This is a genomic window from Streptomyces sp. TSRI0281, from assembly GCF_001905125.1.
Taxonomy (GTDB): Bacteria; Actinomycetota; Actinomycetes; order Streptomycetales; family Streptomycetaceae; genus Streptomyces.
Genome location: NZ_LWLE01000002.1, coordinates 222,595 through 239,947, shown reverse-complemented (window position 1 = coordinate 239,947; position 17,353 = coordinate 222,595). Strand labels below are relative to the sequence as shown.

Sequence of the window (17,353 nt, the reverse complement as noted above, 5' to 3'; positions counted from 1 at the left end):
ACGGCGCCCCGTCCTCCCACCCGACCGGCCGGTTCCTCCCTTCGGCCGGTCCGTACCTCCCTCCGGCCGATCCACTCCCCCCTCAAGCGATCCCTCACTCCCCTCTCCCTCAACCGAACTTCCCCTCTCCCTCAACCGAAAGAACGGCGGCAACGAGATGCGGCTGCGCGCACTGCTGGACACCGACGCGCTGGGCCTGCGGCTGCTCGGCGGCGAGGCCGAACTGGACCGCAAGGTCCGGGGCGTCATGACCACCGACCTGCGCGACCCCAGCCGCTACCTCTCGGGAGGCGAGCTGGTCCTCACCGGTCTCGCCTGGCGCCGTGACGCGGCGGACTCGGAGCCGTTCGTCCGGATTCTGGCGGGGGCCCAGGTCGCCGGACTCGCGGCGGGCGAGGCGGAACTCGGCGACATCCCGGGCGATCTGGTCGAGGCGTGCCGGCACCACCGCCTCCCCCTCTTCGCCGTGAACGAGACCGTGGCATTTGCAACGATCACCGAGCATGTGGTGCGCCAGGTGTCGGGCGAGCGGGCCGGGGACCTGGCGGCTGTCGTCGACCGGCACCGCAGGCTGATGACCTCGGGCCCGGCGGGCGGCGGCCCCGAGGTGGTCCTCGACCTCCTCACCTCCGACCTGGATCTTCGGGCCTGGGTGCTCTCGCCCACCGGCCGGCAGATCGCAGGGGCCGGCGAGCCGCTGACCCCCGGGGTCGGGGCCGAGCTGGCCGGACGGCATCTGGCCGCGACCCGCACCGGACGACGGGGACCGCACCGGACGACGGTGGGCGACAGGACGTATTCACTGTTCCCGATCCGGAACACCGGCCGGGGCGCCCTGCCCGCCTCCCGCGATGTGCGCGAGTCGGTGCTCTCCGACTGGCTGCTCGCCGTCGAGGCCGACGCGAGCGACTGGCCGGCGGCCCGGCTCGATCTGCTCCAGGGCGTCACCCAGTTGATCGCCGTCGAACGCGACCGGCGCGACGCGGCCCGTACGGTACGCCGCCGGCTCGCCCAGGAGGTCCTGGAGCTGGTCCAGGCGGGCGCCGCCCCGGCCGAGATCGCGGCCAGACTGCGGGTCGCCGCGCCGGTCCTGCTGCCGGGGCTCGGAACCGCGCCGCACTGGCAGGTCGTCGTGGCCCGGGTCGACTGGACCGCCGAGGGCGCACCGGCCGGACCGGGGTCCGCCGGTTCCGCCCCGGACATCGCGGGCGGTCCCGTCGCCCAGGCGCTGCTGGAGGAGATCCTGGTGGACCCGGCCGTCAGCGGCCCGGACTCCGCCGACCGGATCGCCGTCGCGCACACGGGCGACGAGGCGATCGCCCTCGTACCGCTGTCCTCCACCGTCCCCGCCGGGGCTGCCGGAAGCCCCGTGACCGCGGGTGCCGGGAGCGCCGGGGCGGACCCGGACGCGGCTTCCGACGAGGACGCACCGGCCGGGGGCGACCCCGCGCTCCATGCCGACGTGCTGCTGGCCACCGTCCGCGAGCCGCTCTCCGCCGGACTCGCGGACGACGGCCGCCTGACACTGGGTGTCAGCGCGGCGGTGCATTCCGCCGAGGGGTTGCGCGGCGCCCTGGAGGAGGCCCGGCACGCCCGCCGGGTGGCGGCGGCCCGTCCGGGCCGGGTCTGCGCGGCCGGGCACCACGAGCTGGCCTCGCACGTCCTGCTGCTGCCCTTCGTGCCCGACGACGTCCGCCGGGCCTTCACCGCCCGGCTGCTGGACCCGCTGCGCGACTACGACCGGCGCCACCGCGCCGAGCTGATCGAGACGCTGGAGACATTCCTGGACTGCGACGGTTCCTGGACCCGCTGCGCGGCCCGGCTGCACCTCCACGTCAACACGCTGCGCTACCGCGTCGGCCGCATCGAGCAGTTGACGGGACGTGACCTTTCCCGGCTGGAGGACAAGCTCGACTTCTTCCTCGCGCTGCGTATGAGCTGACCTCGCGGGCCCGCCGGAGCACCGACGAGGTCCGGCCGATTGTGAATTCTTTCACCTGACATCGGCCGGACCTCTTGGCCCGGCGTGCCAATCCGTGCTGAGATGCGCCCACACTCAACAGCTCAATGGCGCGCTCGGGGAGGGCAATGTGGCGTATACCGCCATGTCTGGTTCCGGAACGACAGCCGATGACGATCCGCCGCTCCAGACAGCGGTATGGCGGCTGCGGTCACGCGCCTGCTGGACGGATGCGGCCGCTCTGCTCGAACCGCACGCGGCGACCGACCCGGCAGCCGCCCTCCAGCGGACGTCCTTGCTGACCGAGCGATGTCTCTACACCGGGCAGGGCTGGACCGACGCCGAGGACGCGCTGCGCACCGCCGAGGCCCTGGCGCACGACGACGCCGAGCGCGGTGCCGCGGCCTGTGAACGCGGCTATCTCGCCTACGCGTCGACACTCCTCGGGACGCGCGACAGGGCCGACGAGGCCAGCGTGGCGCTGAGCAGGGCGGCGGCCCTGCTCGCTCCCGCCGCTCCGGGTCGGCCGCTGCTGGACTTCCGCCGGGGGCTGATCGCCCAGAACATCGCCGACTCCCCGCAGTCCGCGCGGGCCGCGTACCGCAGGGCGCACGCCGGTGCCACGGCCCAGGGGGACGAACTGCTGCTCTCGTTCACCTGGCGGCACCTGGCCTCGCTCGCGCTGCGGGAGGGCGAGGTGGCCGAGGCCCGGCACGGCTTCTCGGAGTCCCTGCGGATAAGGGAGGAGCTGGGCTATCTCGTGGGTACGGCCCCGGCGCTCATCTCCCTCGCGGACGCCGAGCCGGAGCCGGAGGCGGCACGGCTGCGCGCCGAGGCGGGCAGGCTCTTCCGGCTGCTCGGCGGCGTACCGACCTGGCTGGCCCCACGCCTGGAACCCCCGTCGCCGGAGACGGCCGAGGCGAACTGAGCCGGGCCGGGCGGGCGTGAGGGGCCGGTGGCCGGGCGGGCGTGAAGTAAGCGGTGGCCGGGCGGGCGTGAAGTGACCGGTGGCCGGAGGGCCGCACGGTCGCGGCGGTGACGCAAGGGTGCCGCGCGGGCAGGTCCGCGCGGCACCCCCGCTGCCGGATCAGCCGTCCGCACCCGTGAAGTGCTCGCGTACGAGGGACTGCACGACGGCGAGGTCCTGGGCGATGAGGGCGTCGAGCAGCGCCATGTGTTCGGCGGCGTCGGCGAGCAGGTCGGCCTGGCGAGTGGCCGGGTGGCTGACCAGCGGCCACTGGGAACGGCGGTGCAGATCGTCCGCGACCATCACCAGCTGTTCGTTGCCGGAGAGCGCGAGAACCGCGCGGTGGAAGGCCCGGTCGGACTCCGCGTAGCTCGCCCGGTCGCCCACCGCGGCGGCCGCGACGGTGGCATCGGCCAGGGGGCGCAGCACGCCCCAACAGGCGGCCGGAACGGTGCGGGCCAGCCGCAGCATCACCGGGACCTCGATCAGGGCGCGCACCTCGGCCAGCTCCGCCAGTTCGCGCGGTCCGCGCTCACTGACCCGGAAGCCGCGGTTCGGCACGACCTCGACGGCACCCTCGACGGCCAGCTGCTGCATCGCCTCGCGCACCGGCGTCGCGGAGACACCGAACCGGGCGCCGAGCGCCGGGGCCGAGTAGACCTGTCCGGGCACCAGTTCACCGTCGACGAGGGCGGCGCGCAGGGCGTCCAGGATCTGGCCGCGCACCGAGTGCCGCTGCACGACGCGGGGGGCGGGCGGCTCGCTGTGGGTGTGCTCGCCGCGTGCCTGTTCGGGCACCCGGACGGCCGGTGGCGTGCCCGCGTACGCGTCAAGGACGTACGGCGGCCGTACGTCCTCGCGCGCCCTGCCCTGCTCCACCCGGACCTCCTCGGCCAGCCGCGGGCCCGGCTCGCGTACGCCATGCCCTTTGTGCACGATAGGCCGAGGAGGCCCCAGTTCACACATCGATCATTTCGGGTAAGGTAAGGCTTACCTGCCAACAATCCCGATGTGGTGGTCCCCGCATGACCGTCTCCGCTCTGTTCACCAGTACCGCGGCGTCCCCCGTGACGGCCTCGTACGCGCGCCTGGCCGAGGTCTTCCCCGGGCTGCGCGCCGAGGTGCTCGCGGAGGGCGAGGCGACCCCCTCCGGGGTCGGCTGGGTGGGCGCGGCCGAGCTCGCCGGAGGCGGGGCGGCCCTCGACGCCTTCCTCGCCTGGGACAACGCGCAGGTGCTGCGGGACTACGGGCAGCAGGCCCGTCCCGACGTGGTGGCCAGCTTCGGACTGCACCGCTACTCCTGGCCGGCCTGCCTGCTCGTGACGGTGCCCTGGTTCCTGCACCGGCGGGTGCCCCGGATTCCCTTGGAGGACATCTCGTTCCAGCGGGCGCTGGGCCATCTCACCGTCCGCGTACGGGAGTTCGCCTGCCTGCCCGACGATCCGGCGGCCACGCTGCCCGGCGCCCGGGTGGTCCCGGACGAGGCCGCGCTGCGGGCCGAGGTGCTGGACGCCGTGGCCGAGCACATCGGTCCGGTGCTGGAAGGTTTCCAGCCCCGGATGCGGCGCGGAAAGCGGGCGCTGTGGGGCATGGCGACGGACGAGATCGTCGAGGGCCTCTGGTACATCGCCCATCTGCTCGGCGAGGAGCGCCGCGCGATGGCCGAACTGGAACTGCTGCTTCCGGGCACCACCAAGCCGTACGTCGGCACGGCCGGCTTCCGTGAACTGACCGGCCCCAACGGCGAATCGCTGCCGACCCGCGACCGGGCCAGCTGCTGCCTCTTCTACACCCTGCGCCCCGAGGACACCTGCGTCACCTGCCCGCGCACCTGCGATGACGACCGGGTGAGGAAGCTGACACCCGCTCTCTGATCCACACCGCCCGTCCGGGTGACGCAACCCGAACGCACCTCTATCGCCTCGCATATGCGTTCGTCCAGATTCCGCCCATAGGTATCCCCAGCCACCCCAATGGCGTGCTCTTGTCCCGAAACCCCCTGAGCGGGGCGGAATTTCCGTCACGATGGCGCCCGAAACGCCCTACGTGACGCAAGGGACCGCGCATGAGACTGACCGACATATCGCTTGACTGGCTGCTTCCGGGCGCCGTACTGCTCGTGGGGGTCATGGCGGCGGTCACGGTGGTCGCGCGCGGTAAGCGCGCCGCTGGCAAGGCCGCGGCCGACGACAACTGGGAACGCAGCGAGGACCGCCGCAGGCGCAAGGAAGCGCTGTACGCCTCCGCCTCCTACGTCCTGCTCTTCTGCTGCGCGGCGGTCGCCGCCGCGCTCTCCTTCCACGGGCTCGTCGGCTTCGGCCGGCAGAACCTGAGCCTCTCCGGGGGCTGGGAATACCTCGTCCCGTTCGGCCTCGACGGGGCCGCGATGTTCTGCTCGGTGCTGGCGGTCCGCGAGGCCAGCCACGGCGACGCGGCGCTCGGCTCCCGGCTGCTGGTGTGGACGTTCGCCGGTGCCGCCGCCTGGTTCAACTGGGTGCACGCGCCGCGCGGCATGGACCACGCGGGCGCCCCGCACTTCTTCGCGGGAATGTCGCTCTCGGCGGCGGTGCTCTTCGACCGTGCGCTGAAACAGACCCGTCGGGCCGCGCTGCGCGAACAGGGCCTGGTGCCACGGCCGTTGCCGCAGATCCGGATCGTCCGGTGGCTGCGGGCGCCCCGTGAGACCTTCGGCGCCTGGTCGTTGATGCTCCTCGAAGGCGTGCGCACGCTCGACGAGGCGGTCGACGAGGTCCGGGAGGACCGGCGGGAGAAGGAGCAGCACCGGCTCCGCAGAAAGGACCAGGAGAAGCTGGACCGGGCCCGCATCAAGGCCCTGAACCGGCAGAACCGTGCCTGGGGGCGCGGTGGCCGCGAGGGCGGCCAGACGGACGTCCCGGCCATCGCACCCGCCTCGGGCGCCTCGCAGTCCGTCGCGGAGCCTGCCATAGCAGAGCCGGGTCAGCTGCCTTTGCGACCCCGGCCATCCCTGCAAGCCGTACACGGCTCGAAGCCGACCGCGAACGGCTCGAACTCGAAGAGTCCCGAGGCCCGGCGCCCTGGGGGTGAGCCCCGGACCGTCGACCTCACCGCCGAGGACGACACCCAGTCGCTTCCCCGGCTCGACTCGCTGGAACAGAAACTCAAGGATCTGGAGCAGCAGTTCGGCTGAGCACGCCTGGGCGCTCAGGCGTGAGGGCGCTCAGGGTCCTGGGGAATCCGGGAACCCTGTGAGGGCGCTCAGGGTCCCGGGAATCCAGGAGCCCCTGCGAGGGCGCTCAGGATTCCGGGAATCCGGGAGCCCGGTCAGGGCTTCCCGATGTCCAACTCGAACCACACCACCTTGCCCAGCACCTGAGTCTCCACCCCCCAGGTGTCGGCGAGGCTCCGCACCAGGATGAGGCCCCTGCCGTGCGTACCGTCGTCGGCGTTCGGTACGTACGGTCCGGGCAGTCCCGACATGAAGTCCCGCACCTCCACCCGCAGCCTCCCGGGGTACACGGTGGCCGTGACCACCGCTCCATGACGGGTATGGATCAACGCGTTGGTCACCAGCTCGCTCAGCAGGAGCTCAGCCTCTTCGATCCGCTCCTGTGCGGAGCGATGACCGAGGAACTCACGCAGCTCGCGGCGCGCCTCGCCCACCGCCGACCTGTCCGTATGGCCGATTCTGCGGCGTATACGGTCGGGCCGGGTGGTCGCCCCTGTGCCCAGGTCTCCTGTTCTCCGGTCCGCGGTATCTCGGCTTCCGCCCTGGCGCTTCGTCATTTCCCCCGCCCGCACAGTGAACCGACCTCCCCTTGTCCCGTAACTTCTCGAACACCTTCACGGGATGCATGCCCCGCACGAGCGCTGTCACTCTTGTCGACTCATCAATAGGCAAATAGGGCTGGTACGGGCACCTTGCCGAAACTCCGACATCGAGGCGCGCCCCTCGCATGACCCCCGCTGGGAAACACGTTCGTCACACGGACGTATCTCCGGTTAACTTCCGCAGAATTCACACGAGTTGGCGTTGACGAAAGGGGATCTACGCGCGTCATCATGGTGGGTATGCGAATCCCCCCACGGATCACCATGCTCGGCGGCACCGCCGCCCTCCTGTCCGTCCTCTTCGCCTCGGGTTCGGTGACGGCGAGCGCCGCCACCCCCCTCGCCCCCACTGCCCCGCTCTCCAGCTCCTCGTTCTCCACCCCCCTCGCCGCCTCCTTCGCCTCTCCCTTCACCGTCGCCTCGGTCGGGAGCATCTGCTACTCGGACCTGCCGTCCCAGGCGCACCACACCCTCGACCTCATCGACGCGGGCGGCCCGTTCCCGTACGACCAGGACGGCACCGTCTTCCAGAATCGCGAAGGCGTCCTGCCGAGCCGGAGCACCGGGTACTACCACGAGTACACGGTCATCACCCCCGGCTCCCCGAACCGTGGCGCGCGGCGGATCGTGACCGGTGAGGAAGTCCAGGAGGACTACTACACCGGCGACCACTACGAGTCCTTCGACCTGGTCGACCACGACTGCTGATCCCGCACCCACCGGACCGGTCCGCGCCGTCGCTCCCCCACCGGCGGCGCGGACCATCGGACCGGAGGACCCGGAGGAGCCGGAGGACCCGGAGGAGCCGGAGGACCCGGAGGAGCCGGAGGACCCGGAGGAGCCGGAGGACCAGAGAACCCGGCGAGCGGGGCGGCGGCCGGTCCTGCAGCCACCTCCCCGCCCTCGTACGACCACCGTTCCTCCCGCCCGCGGGATCACTTCCCACGGAGCGTCGGGTCAGCGGCCCTCAGCCATCGGCCGTCGGCCGCCCGTCAGAAGCGCGTCGAGACGGCGACTCCGCCGAACCCCTTGACCGCGTGCAGGCTGATGTAGTGTGCACCGGCCTTCGGGTTCTGGACGGTCAGGGTGTGCTCATTGCCGGTGCCGGTGGCCCGGGTGGTGTAGCCACCGGTCGTCGCCCAACCGGCGGCGCTGTAATAGAGGTCGGCGTCGCCCGTGCCTCCCGCCGTCGTGATCTTCAGCTGCGTGGTGCCGGCCGGGATGTAGACGTAGAGATAGGCGTAGTCACCCGTGACGGCCGACAGGCTGCTGCGCTTGCAGTCCTTCGCCAGCTGCCTGACGTCATTGGCGGTGCACTCGGGTCCGAGGTCCACCGGCGGCTCGGTGAGGGTGCCGCAGTTACCGGCGGCGCAGGCCGTCAGCCAGGTGTTCCAGTCGGCGTCGTACCGACTGCCGATGGTCGAGGTGAGCAGCGTGCGGGCGCCGTTCCAGTCGCCACTGCGGTAGAGGCCCAGCAGCCGGTCGACATCCGCGCGGTGCGACTGGAGCATGTAGCGGGCGGCCAGGTAGCCCCAGTTGTAGACCCGGGTCTGGTCGGCGTTCTCATAGGTGCTGTCGAACAGCGTGCGCAGGGTGTAGGTGTGGTTCCCCGCCTGGGTGATCGCGCTGTCATAGGTGACCTTGCGGTACGAGTAGGAGACGTACTCCGCGAAGCCCTCCACCCACCAGATGGTCGGCGTCGCGACTCCCGCTCCGAAGTCACCGTGCATGTTGAACCGGCCGTCGAGGTAGTGCGTGTACTCGTGGTTCAGGTTCCAGATCTGGAACTCCGGCCGGACCCATTCCGCCTCGTAGGCGATGAACCGGGGCTGGTTGCCCACCGCGGCCGGGTCGCCCTCCAGGTACATCCCTCCGTTGTTCGTGTCGATTCCGTAGATCGCGCCGGCATAGGTCTGGTAGTCGGTGCTGGAGTCGAAGACCACGACCTCGATGGTGCTGTTGCGGTCGTCGGCGACCGGCCCGCTGTCCCGTGCGATGCCGTGGAAGTAGGCGTCCTGGTTGCGCAGGCTGGTGCAGCTGGCCGCCAGGTCGGTGGTGGACATCTGCTGGGCCAGGATCTTGATGCTGTCACTACAGGTGTGCTTGACCGGCAGAACGGCGGTCTTGAGGCGGGCGGCGAGGTCGCAGGTGTCGTAGGAGGAGCAGTTGGCCCGGTCGTAGTAGTCCGTCATCTCCGCCACGCCGACCCAGAGCGCGGCGGTGGGTCCGGTGATGGAGCTCTTCTTCAGCAGTGAGGCGGCCAGCGGGCTCGCCTTGCCCCGCAGAGACGCCTCCTGGAGGAAGCGGCCCAGCTCACGACCGGCGTTGGAGGCCAGGTAGGACTGCTCGGTGCCCAGGAGGTCCAGATGGGTCGCGGCGAAGTCGTGCAGCGCGCCCAGCAGGCTGGAATCCGCCTCGACAGCGGCGACGAAGGCGGGCAGCTGATGTCCGCGGAATGTCACCGTGTACACATTGTTGACGGCATTGAGCATGTACCAGGAGCTGTTGTACGAGGAGTTGTAGCTCGCGAGCAGGCGCTTGACGACATGCAGATAGCGGTCGTTCTGCTCGGCACTGTCGATCAGGATGACCGCTTCGGAAAGGGTCTCCCCGTTCGCGTCGGTGACGTCCGAGGAGTGCGAGGAGGCGAAGAAGCCGTCCAGGGCGCCCTGAATCGCGGTGCGGAGCGCCGGACCGTAGCTGCCGACCGTCGACGGGTCGTAGTACTGCACGTAGTAGCCGGCCCGGAGGAAGAGAACCAACTGCGGCATCCCGGTGCTGCTGTCGCCGGGATAGGCCGCTGTGCGCGCACGCATGGCATCGGCGATGGTGACCATCTGCGCCTCGCGGAAGGCGAGATAGCCGTCCTGGCCCTTGACGCCGAACAGCGTGTTGACGCACTCGGTGGTGGTCGAGGTCACCTGCTGGACCAGTGCGTCGCCGGTACGGCTGGTGAAGTCACTGACATTGCACGCCGCGGGAGCGGCGAGTCCGCGCGCCTTGGCGGCAAGCCTGGCCTTGGCCGACATCGAGGGTGCGCGGCGGCTGGGTTCGGCGGCCCGGGAATCGTCGTAGTCGCGCTTGAGCACGTCCTTGGACGCGGACTGCGGGGCCCGGTCCGCCGGCTTGAGCGGCGTGGCGCCGAGGTGCTCGGGGTCCTCGGCGGGCTGGGTCGCGGGCGCCGCCGCAGGACCGTTCGGGTCCGGGACGACGGGGGTTGCCGCGTCGGACGGGGCGGCGGTGGCGGTGGTGGACCGCGTCGGCGCGGACTGGGCCGGGGCCGCGAGCAGCCCTACTCCCAGGCAGGCCGCCAGCATCACGGTGGATATCCCGGTGGATATGCGGGCTGATGCCGATGTCCGGGTGGATACGCCGGTGGATGTGCCGGTAAATCTTGGTCGAACCGATCGGTTCTTCACGTGCCGCCTCCCAGCGGAGTGGTCGCCGCGCCGGGGAGCGCGGCTGTGGAGGGTTTAACAGGGGCTGGCAGTAACGGAGTTGACGGTGGCTCCGTGTGACATGAGCACGACCTCACACCCTGCGATCAGTACAATGGCACATGTCACATGTTCTTTGGAAGATGCCGTGCCCACATTCATCTGCGCGCCAACTCGGTTGCCCAGCAGGCGATTCGTGAGCCCCCGGCAGCGGCTGTCGCCGATGATCGCTCCCGTCGGGCACGAGGCCCGCACGACAGGAACGGCGAGCAGGTACGCCGACGCGGCGGGGCGCACGGGGTCCGCGCTCCGACTCCCGCGCGGGCCCGGCTCCGGAGGCCGACAACGCGACGCACGGCCACCCAATGGGGCAGGGCGAGATCCGACAGAACGCGCCCTGAGGCGACTGGTCCGCCGAGTCACATCTCTAGGGGCTGCCCCGTGGGCCGTCCCTCACAGCCCGCACCCCTCCCGCATGGCCGGCGGCCCGGCCCGGCTGCCCGGACAGGGGCGGCCTCGAAATCACTTCGCCCCCGCTCACCCCGTCCGGTACGGTCGCGGGATTGTTTTCCTTGCCGGGAGTCCATGGGTTTCGCGTGTGGCTTCCCCGGCGATTCCCAGGCTGAGAGCAGGTTTCATCCATGGCATGTCGTATCAGTGAGCTCGTGCTCGGTTGCCACGACCCTGAGGCGCTGGCACGGTTCTGGTGCGAGGTTCTGGACTTCGTCGTGCTCGATCGCGAGGACGGCGAAATGGTGGAGATCGGGCCGCGCGAAGGGTTCGGTGGTCCGCAGCCGACGATCATCCTCAGTCGCCGGGACGAGCCGGAGAAGGGGAAGTCCCGGCTGCACATCGACGTCAACGCCACTGACCGCGATCAGGACGCCGAGCTCGAACGCCTGCTGAAGCTCGGTGCGCGCCCGGCCGACATCGGCCAGACGGGGGAGGAGCAGTGGCACGTCCTGACCGACCCCGAAGGCAATGAGTTCTGTCTGCTCAAGGCCCGCCTCAACCCGATCTGACACTCGTCGGCGGTGGGCCGGGTGAGCGCTCTCGGGTGCCCCCACCCCAAAGGGCGGAGGCACACTCGCTCAGGCCCCCGCCGTCCCCCGGCCCACCCGTCGATGAGTGATGCGCTCGACACCCTCGCCCTCGCCCACTTCTCCACCATCGGCCCAGAGCGACCGGACATGTGACATATGAGCGAGCATGCACGCCTCGGCGCGTTTCGCGTCTCCCGCGACGATCAGGTCGAGCAGTTCGATGTGCTCCTCGGCCGATGCGATCAACTGGCCTGATTCCGCAAGCCTGTTGAGACCGAAGAGCCGTGAGCGCTTGCGCAGATTGCTGACCTCTTCGACCAGCCGCCGGTTCCCGGCCAGGCCGAGCAGCTCAAGGTGGAAGCGCCGGTCGGCCTCCAGGTAGGCCAGGATGTCGTGCCGGCGTGCCGCGTGGACGATCTCCAGCGCCAGGGGCCGCAGGGCCTCCAACTGCCGGGACTTGCCGAGCCCGGCGATCCTGCCGACAGTGGGAACCTCGATCATCGCCCGGAGTTCGGTGAAGTCGTCGAGGTCCTGGTCGGTCAACTCGGTGATCCGGAAACCCTTGTTGCGTACGGCCTCGACCAGGCCCTCGCGGACCAGGTCGAGCATGGCCTCACGTACCGGGGTCGCGGAGACTCCGAACTCCGAGGCCAGTGCGGGTGCGGAGTAGATCGTGCCCGGACGCAGGTCACCGGCGATCAGTGCCGCCCTCAGCGCGTGGGCCACCCGGTCCCTCAGATGCTCCTGGGCCGAGATGGTGTTGAGGGATGAGAGGCGGGTCATATGTATTCCTCCAGCACCGAGCGGGGCCTCAGAATACAATGTCACGTTGCTCATTCGCCCCCCGCCGACAAGCGCTCGCCACCGGACCGTACGGCCCGTCCCCCGGCACTCTCACAGCAGGAAGCCTTCGGGGAAGGGATCGGTCGGATCCAGGAAGAACTGCGCGGTGCCGGTGATCCAGGCCCGGCCCGTCACCGTGGGAACGACGGCCGGGGTGCCGGCGACACTGGTCTCCTCGACAAGCCTCCCCCTGAACGAGGTACCGATGAACGATTCGTTGACGAAGTCGGTGTTCAGCGGCAGTTGGCCGCGGGCGTGCAGCTGCGCCATGCGTGCGGAGGTACCCGTCCCGCAGGGTGAGCGGTCGAACCAGCCGGGGTGGATGGCCATGGCATGACGGGAGTGCGCGGCGTCCGAGCCCGGGGCGAGGAGCTGAACATGCTTGAGGCCACGGATATCGGGGTCCGCCGGGTGGACCGGGGGGTCGGTGGCGTTGATCGCGTCCATCACCGCGAGTCCGGCCGCCAGAATGTCGTCCTTGCGTGCGCGGTCGAAGGGAAGCCCGAGGTCGGCCAGCGGGAGTATGGCGTAGAAGTTGCCGCCGAAGGCCAGGTCGTAATGCACGATTCCGTGGCCGGGGACGTCGACCTTGCGGTCGAGACCGGCGCTGAAGGCGGGCACGTTGGTGAAGGTGACCGCCGTCGCCGCCCCGTCCTCGACCTGGACGTCGACGCTGACCAGTCCGGCGGGGGTGTCCAGCCGGACGGTGGTGACCGGTTCGGTGACGGCCACCATGCCGGTCTCCACCAGCACGGTGGCCACACCGATGGTGCCGTGCCCGCACATCGGCAGCGCTCCGGACACCTCGATGTACAGGACGCCGAAGTCCGCGTCCGGCCGGGTGGGCGGCTGGAGTATGGCGCCGCTCATGGCGGCGTGTCCGCGCGGTTCGTACATCAGCAGCGTGCGCACCGCGTCCTGGTGCTCCAGGAAGTACCGGCGCCGCTCGGCCATGGTCGCACCGGGAATGGTGCCGACCCCACCGGTGATCACCCGCGTGGGCATTCCCTCGGTGTGCGAGTCGACGGCGTGGAAGATACGACGTGTACGCAAGGGCCCCCCTTGAACGGCCCCGCCGGTGCGGGGAGATGACGGACACGAGGCAGACGGGAGGGCGTCAGTTCAGGCCCTCGGCGAGCGCCTTCTCGGTGGCTGCCCGCACGGCGGCGGCGGAGGCTTCGGGCAGCGGGAACCGCGGCGGCCTGGAGGGGCCGCCGTGCCACCCCACCAGATCCATCGACGCCTTGATCGCCTGGACGAACTCCGGCTTGGAGTCCCAGCGCAGCAGCGGGTGCAGCTGCCGGTAGAGCGGCAGTGCGGTGCCCAGGTCTCCGGCCACGGCGGCGCGGTACAACGTGACACAGCTCGCGGGCAGCATGTTGGGACAGCCCGCGATCCAGCCGACGGCTCCGGCCAGCGCGAGTTCGAGCAGGACGTCGTCCGCACCGATGAGGACATCGAGGCCGGGGGCCTCCTCGGCGATCTCGTACGCGCGACGGACGTCACCGCTGAACTCCTTGACCGCCACGATGCTGCCCTCCTGATGGAGACGGGCCAGCAGCCGGGGGGTGAGATCCACCTTGGTGTCGTACGGGTTGTTGTAGGCGACGACCGGCAGCCCGACCTCGGCGACCGCCGCGTAGTGGGCACGGATCGCGGTGTCGTCGCAGCGGTATCCGTTGGGAGGCAGGAGCAGAACGGATCCCGCGCCCGCGTCGGCGGCCTGCTCGGTCCAGCGCCGTGACTCGTCGCTGCCGTAGGCGGAGACTCCGGGCATGACCCGGGCACCGTCGCCCGCCGCCGCCACGGCCACGCGGACCAGCCGGTCGCGTTCGTCGTCGGTGAGCGTCTGGTACTCCCCCAGCGAACCGTTGGGGACCACCCCGTCGCACCCTGCCTCGACGAGGCGGCCGACGTGTTCGGCGAACGCGTCGAAGTCGACGGAGCGGTCCTCCTTCAGCGGCAGCGGCGTGGCGACCATGACACCGCGCCACGGACGGGTTCGGGGGGACGTCCGGGTGTCGTTCGTCTGCATCGAAACTCCTTGGGAGATGTGACATGTCACTGATGGCCGCGGTGCGCGGTCACCGAGCACAAGGGTGTACGTATAGGTGTCGGCCGGGCCCGTGGACCTCAGCCCGTCCCGCCGGAACCGCCTGTTGCGCCCGCCCCACCTGCGGTTTCGGCCGCGTCGGAGTCGCCCGCCGCGCCGGTGGCGGGCGGATGACCGGCGAGTACGGACACGAGGACCGGGCACGCGAGGGCCTGCCTTCCGGGGCCCGCCCCGGACGCCGCCGGGCCGATGAGCTCACGGACCGCGAACCCGCAGGTCTGCCCCTGGCACCAGCCCATACCGGCCCGTGTGAGGAGCTTGACCGTACGGGCATCCCCGGCACCCAGTTCCGAGACCGAGGTCAGGATCCGGTCGGCGGTGACCTCTTCGCAGCGGCAGACCTCGGTGTCACCGGACAGCCACTGTCGCCAGCCGGGACGCGGCCGGTGCGCGGCACCCATGACCTCGGCGAAGGCACGCATCCGAGTCCGGGAGCGATGCAGCGCGACCGCCCTCCGGGGCAACCCGCCGTCGCTGTGGCGCGTCGCCTCCGCACGGGTCAGGCGGACCACTGACAGCGCGGCCAGTTCACCTTCCACCAGGGCCAGTTGGACACCTCCGATACCACCGGTCTCCCCTGCGGCCCAGATGCCGGGCACGGTGGTCCGCAACTGCGCGTCCACGACCACCCCATGTGTGCCGTCGGCACGCTCGCGGGTGGCGCAGCCCAGGGACGTGGCCAGCCCGGTGCGTGGCTCCAGCCCGTGGCCGAGGGCGACGGCGTCGCAGTCGTGGCGGCGACCGGTGCCCGGCACCGGACGCCAGTCACGGTCCAGACGGCTGACCGTGACGCCTTCCACCCGGTGACGGCCGTGCACGGCGGTCACCGCACTGTGCGTCCGCATGCGTACTTTGTGCCGCAGCAACTGGGCCGCGTTGCGGGCTCCTTCCGCCAGCTTGGCCGGGTTGGTGGCCAGCGTGGTGGGCGCTCGCGCGTAGAACTCGTACCCTCCGGCCTCGACGAGCAGCGGCACCTCGGCCCCGGACCTGGCCAGGGAGACGGCGACCGCCTGGAGCAGCGGGCCGCTGCCCGCGACGACGATGCGCCGGCCCGGCAGGACCAGGCCGGATTTGAGCATGGCCTGCGCCCCGGCGGCGCTCACGACGCCCGGTGTGGTCCAGCCCGGCAACGGCAGCTGCCGCTCGTGTGATCCGGTGGCGATGAGCAGGTTCTGTGCGTCGACCACCGTCCCGATGTCCTCTTCGGTACCGGTGACCGCGTGCAACCGCCAGCATCCACCGGTCCGTTCACCGCCCGCTCCGGAGTCCCGGCCGGAGTCCCGTTCAACGGACTGTTCACCGGACCGTTCAGTCGCCCGTTCGACCGCCCACACCTGGTGCCGTGCGAGGTGGCTGATCCGTCCGGAACGCACATGCCGGTCGAACCTGGCGGCGAGCGCGGTGAACGCGTCCCAGCCGTGGTGCAGGGCCTCCGGCCGGGTGGCGCCGAGGCCGGGCGCCGGTGCGCGGTAGAACTGTCCGCCCGGCCGGGCCGCCGCGTCCAGCACGGTGACCGGGATGCCGTGATCGGCCGCGGTCACCGCCGCTGCCATTCCGGCGGGCCCCGCGCCCACCACCGCGAGCCCTGCCTCCGGGCGGGACGTCACGGGCGGAGCCGGGAATACCTCCGGTGCGGGTATGCGCTGTTCACCTCGTGAGTCCCGTCCCATGGCCGTCCCCTTCCTGTGTGGTGATCTCGTCGCCGGGCGCGGCGGGCAGCAGGCAAGCCCGCTGATTGGGGCGGCCGTTGACGGTGGCCAGGCATTCGAAGCACGACCCGATGCCGCAGAAGGCGCCGCGCGGAAGGCCGTTCACGCGGGATGTCCGCCAGCTCAGGATGCCCGCCCCCCACAGGGCGGCGGCGACGGTCTGGCCGGGCAGTGCGGGAATCGGGCGGGAGTCGATGACGATCGTGAACTCCGGGTCGGGCACCGCACCGGCCAGTTCGGCGGGGGTGCGGGCGGCCGGGCGTCGGCGGCGCAGGCGCTTCACGAGGGCTCCGATCGACTGGGAGATGGCTCAGGGGCGCCGAACCGGTCAGGGCTGAACGGGCTCGGGTCGAGGGCGGGTTCCTCGCCACGGATCGCCGCGACGACCAGCTTTCCGGTGGCAGGGGCGAGACCGATCCCCGCGCCCTCGTGGCCGCAGGCGTGGTACAGGCCGGGTGCGCGGGAGTCGTGGCCGATGGCGGGCAGGTGGTCGGGCAGATAGGGCCGGAAGCCGTGGTAGGCGCGCAGTACCCGGACATCGGCCAGGAAGGGGAAGAGGGCGGCGGCCTGAGCGGCCAGCCGGCTGATCACCGGGACGGACAACGACCGGTCGAAACCCACGCGTTCCCTGCTGGCGCCGATGAGTACCGGCCCGGAGGGGGTTCCCTCGACCACGGCGGAGGTCTGGAGTGCTGCCGACCCGCTGGACACGTCGGACACGTACTCCGCCGCGTACACCTTGTGCCGGATCAGCTGCGGCAGCGGCTCGGTGACCAGGACGAACCCGCGTCGTGGCAGGACCGGCAGCCGGACCCCGGCCAGGGCGGCCAGTTCGCCGCCCCAGGTCCCGGCGGCGTTGACGACCGCGGGGGCGTGCAGCTCGCGCCTTCTGGTCCGTACCCCGCGTACCGCGCCGCCCGGTCCGGTGAGTACGGCGGTCACCTCCTCACCGGTGTACAGCCGCGCCCCTTCGGCGCGAGCAGCGCCGATCAAATGAGCTGCGGCCAGGGCGGGTTGGACCTGTGCGTCCTGCGGGTAGTGGAATCCGCCGGCCATCCCGGAGGCCAGGTGGGGTTCGAGCTCGGCCATCTCCCCCGCGGTGACCGGGCGCGCGTCGACGCCGGCCGCTCGCTGGCCGCGCGCCGTTCCGGTCAGCTGCGCCAAGGATTCCTCACCGGCCGCCACCACCAGACCGCCCTTGCTCTCGTACTCGATCTCCGGCGGTAAGGAGTCGGCCAGTTCTCGCCAGAGCGCGGCGGACAGGAGTGCGAGATCCAGCTCCGCGCCGGGCACCTTGTCGGAGACCAGGAGGTTTCCCTCACCGGCTCCGGTGGTTCCTCCGGCGACCGGCCCCCGGTCGACGACAGCGACGGAAAGACCGGATCGGGCCGCGTAGTAAGCACAGGCGGAACCGACTATGCCGGCGCCGACGATGATGACGTCCAGGGGCTGTCTCGTGAACACGGCAGTA

The 17,353-nt window shown here is 71.1% G+C and carries 15 protein-coding genes; 6 read left to right on the top strand and 9 right to left on the bottom strand.

Features of this window, described 5'->3' with window-relative positions; genetic code table 11:
* Nucleotides 1-157 precede the first annotated feature (157 nt).
* Together A6A29_RS07640 and A6A29_RS07635 are read left to right on the top strand one after the other, a co-directional pair.
* Entirely contained in the window at nucleotides 158-1,942 is a 1,785-nt protein-coding gene (locus A6A29_RS07640) for a PucR family transcriptional regulator ligand-binding domain-containing protein (protein ID WP_073719204.1), read from the top strand.
* Between the two features lie 163 nt (nucleotides 1,943-2,105).
* Nucleotides 2,106-2,888 (top strand): hypothetical protein, encoded by a 783-nt coding sequence (locus A6A29_RS07635; protein ID WP_073719358.1) that lies wholly within the window; start codon nucleotides 2,106-2,108, stop codon nucleotides 2,886-2,888.
* A 159-nt stretch (nucleotides 2,889-3,047) separates the two neighbouring features.
* Here the strand turns inward: A6A29_RS07635 and A6A29_RS07630 are convergent, their stop codons facing one another.
* Entirely contained in the window at nucleotides 3,048-3,806 is a 759-nt protein-coding gene (locus tag A6A29_RS07630; RefSeq protein ID WP_073719203.1) for a GntR family transcriptional regulator, read from the bottom strand.
* 146 nt (nucleotides 3,807-3,952) lie between these two features.
* Here A6A29_RS07630 and A6A29_RS07625 point away from each other — a divergent pair, with 146 nt between their 5' ends.
* Complete coding sequence (locus A6A29_RS07625) at nucleotides 3,953-4,801, top strand: (2Fe-2S)-binding protein (protein WP_073719202.1); 849 nt, start codon at nucleotides 3,953-3,955, stop codon at nucleotides 4,799-4,801.
* Nucleotides 4,802-4,992: 191 nt separating this feature from the next.
* Complete coding sequence (locus A6A29_RS07620; RefSeq protein WP_073719201.1) at nucleotides 4,993-6,096, top strand: DUF2637 domain-containing protein; 1,104 nt, start codon at nucleotides 4,993-4,995, stop codon at nucleotides 6,094-6,096.
* Between the two features lie 134 nt (nucleotides 6,097-6,230).
* On the opposite strand, the gene A6A29_RS07615 is transcribed toward A6A29_RS07620, so the two are convergent.
* On the bottom strand, nucleotides 6,231-6,593 hold the full coding sequence (locus tag A6A29_RS07615; protein ID WP_073719357.1) for an ATP-binding protein: 363 nt from the start codon (nucleotides 6,591-6,593) through the stop codon (nucleotides 6,231-6,233).
* Nucleotides 6,594-6,977: 384 nt separating this feature from the next.
* Between A6A29_RS07615 and A6A29_RS07610 the strand changes: the two genes are divergently transcribed.
* Complete coding sequence (locus tag A6A29_RS07610; RefSeq protein ID WP_073719356.1) at nucleotides 6,978-7,445, top strand: ribonuclease domain-containing protein; 468 nt, start codon at nucleotides 6,978-6,980, stop codon at nucleotides 7,443-7,445.
* 284 nt (nucleotides 7,446-7,729) lie between these two features.
* Here A6A29_RS07610 and A6A29_RS07600 read toward each other — a convergent pair whose 3' ends face one another.
* Complete coding sequence (locus A6A29_RS07600; RefSeq protein ID WP_073719199.1) at nucleotides 7,730-10,054, bottom strand: M9 family metallopeptidase; 2,325 nt, start codon at nucleotides 10,052-10,054, stop codon at nucleotides 7,730-7,732.
* Nucleotides 10,055-10,815: 761 nt separating this feature from the next.
* On the opposite strand from A6A29_RS07600, the gene A6A29_RS07595 reads away from it, so the two are divergent.
* On the top strand, nucleotides 10,816-11,196 hold the full coding sequence (locus A6A29_RS07595; protein ID WP_073719198.1) for a VOC family protein: 381 nt from the start codon (nucleotides 10,816-10,818) through the stop codon (nucleotides 11,194-11,196).
* Nucleotides 11,197-11,265: 69 nt separating this feature from the next.
* Here the strand turns inward: A6A29_RS07595 and A6A29_RS07590 are convergent, their stop codons facing one another.
* From A6A29_RS07590 to A6A29_RS07565, 6 genes are all read right to left on the bottom strand, one after another.
* Nucleotides 11,266-12,000: a GntR family transcriptional regulator gene (locus A6A29_RS07590; RefSeq protein ID WP_073719197.1), complete on the bottom strand. Its 735-nt coding sequence runs from the start codon at nucleotides 11,998-12,000 to the stop codon at nucleotides 11,266-11,268.
* Nucleotides 12,001-12,111: 111 nt separating this feature from the next.
* Nucleotides 12,112-13,113 carry a proline racemase family protein gene (locus A6A29_RS07585; RefSeq protein WP_073719196.1) on the bottom strand — a complete coding sequence of 334 codons (1,002 nt, stop codon included), beginning with the start codon at nucleotides 13,111-13,113 and terminating at the stop codon, nucleotides 12,112-12,114.
* 64 nt (nucleotides 13,114-13,177) lie between these two features.
* Nucleotides 13,178-14,095, bottom strand: a complete 918-nt coding sequence (locus tag A6A29_RS07580; protein WP_073719195.1) for a dihydrodipicolinate synthase family protein — start codon at nucleotides 14,093-14,095, stop codon at nucleotides 13,178-13,180.
* A 98-nt stretch (nucleotides 14,096-14,193) separates the two neighbouring features.
* A complete protein-coding gene (locus A6A29_RS07575; RefSeq protein ID WP_079182625.1) occupies nucleotides 14,194-15,843 on the bottom strand; it encodes an FAD/NAD(P)-dependent oxidoreductase in 1,650 nt (549 codons plus the stop codon).
* Nucleotides 15,821-16,165, bottom strand: coding sequence for a (2Fe-2S)-binding protein (locus A6A29_RS07570; RefSeq protein ID WP_073719194.1), 345 nt, complete (start codon nucleotides 16,163-16,165; stop codon nucleotides 15,821-15,823). Before A6A29_RS07570 ends, A6A29_RS07575 begins: the two co-directional genes overlap by 23 nt.
* Nucleotides 16,162-17,346 carry an NAD(P)/FAD-dependent oxidoreductase gene (locus tag A6A29_RS07565; RefSeq protein WP_073719193.1) on the bottom strand — a complete coding sequence of 395 codons (1,185 nt, stop codon included), beginning with the start codon at nucleotides 17,344-17,346 and terminating at the stop codon, nucleotides 16,162-16,164. Before A6A29_RS07565 ends, A6A29_RS07570 begins: the two co-directional genes overlap by 4 nt.
* Between the last annotated feature and the right edge of the window lie 7 nt (nucleotides 17,347-17,353).

Coding starts and splice junctions, on each gene's coding strand:
- A6A29_RS07640 (WP_073719204.1), top strand. CDS start 158: ATGCGGCTGCGCGCACTGCTGGACACCGACGCGCTGGGCCTGCGGCTG.
- A6A29_RS07635 (WP_073719358.1), top strand. CDS start 2,106: ATGTCTGGTTCCGGAACGACAGCCGATGACGATCCGCCGCTCCAGACA.
- A6A29_RS07625 (WP_073719202.1), top strand. CDS start 3,953: ATGACCGTCTCCGCTCTGTTCACCAGTACCGCGGCGTCCCCCGTGACG.
- A6A29_RS07620 (WP_073719201.1), top strand. CDS start 4,993: ATGAGACTGACCGACATATCGCTTGACTGGCTGCTTCCGGGCGCCGTA.
- A6A29_RS07610 (WP_073719356.1), top strand. CDS start 6,978: ATGCGAATCCCCCCACGGATCACCATGCTCGGCGGCACCGCCGCCCTC.
- A6A29_RS07600 (WP_073719199.1), bottom strand. CDS start 10,054: ATGCTGGCGGCCTGCCTGGGAGTAGGGCTGCTCGCGGCCCCGGCCCAG.
- A6A29_RS07595 (WP_073719198.1), top strand. CDS start 10,816: ATGGCATGTCGTATCAGTGAGCTCGTGCTCGGTTGCCACGACCCTGAG.
- A6A29_RS07590 (WP_073719197.1), bottom strand. CDS start 12,000: ATGACCCGCCTCTCATCCCTCAACACCATCTCGGCCCAGGAGCATCTG.
- A6A29_RS07580 (WP_073719195.1), bottom strand. CDS start 14,095: ATGCAGACGAACGACACCCGGACGTCCCCCCGAACCCGTCCGTGGCGC.
- A6A29_RS07575 (WP_079182625.1), bottom strand. CDS start 15,843: ATGGGACGGGACTCACGAGGTGAACAGCGCATACCCGCACCGGAGGTA.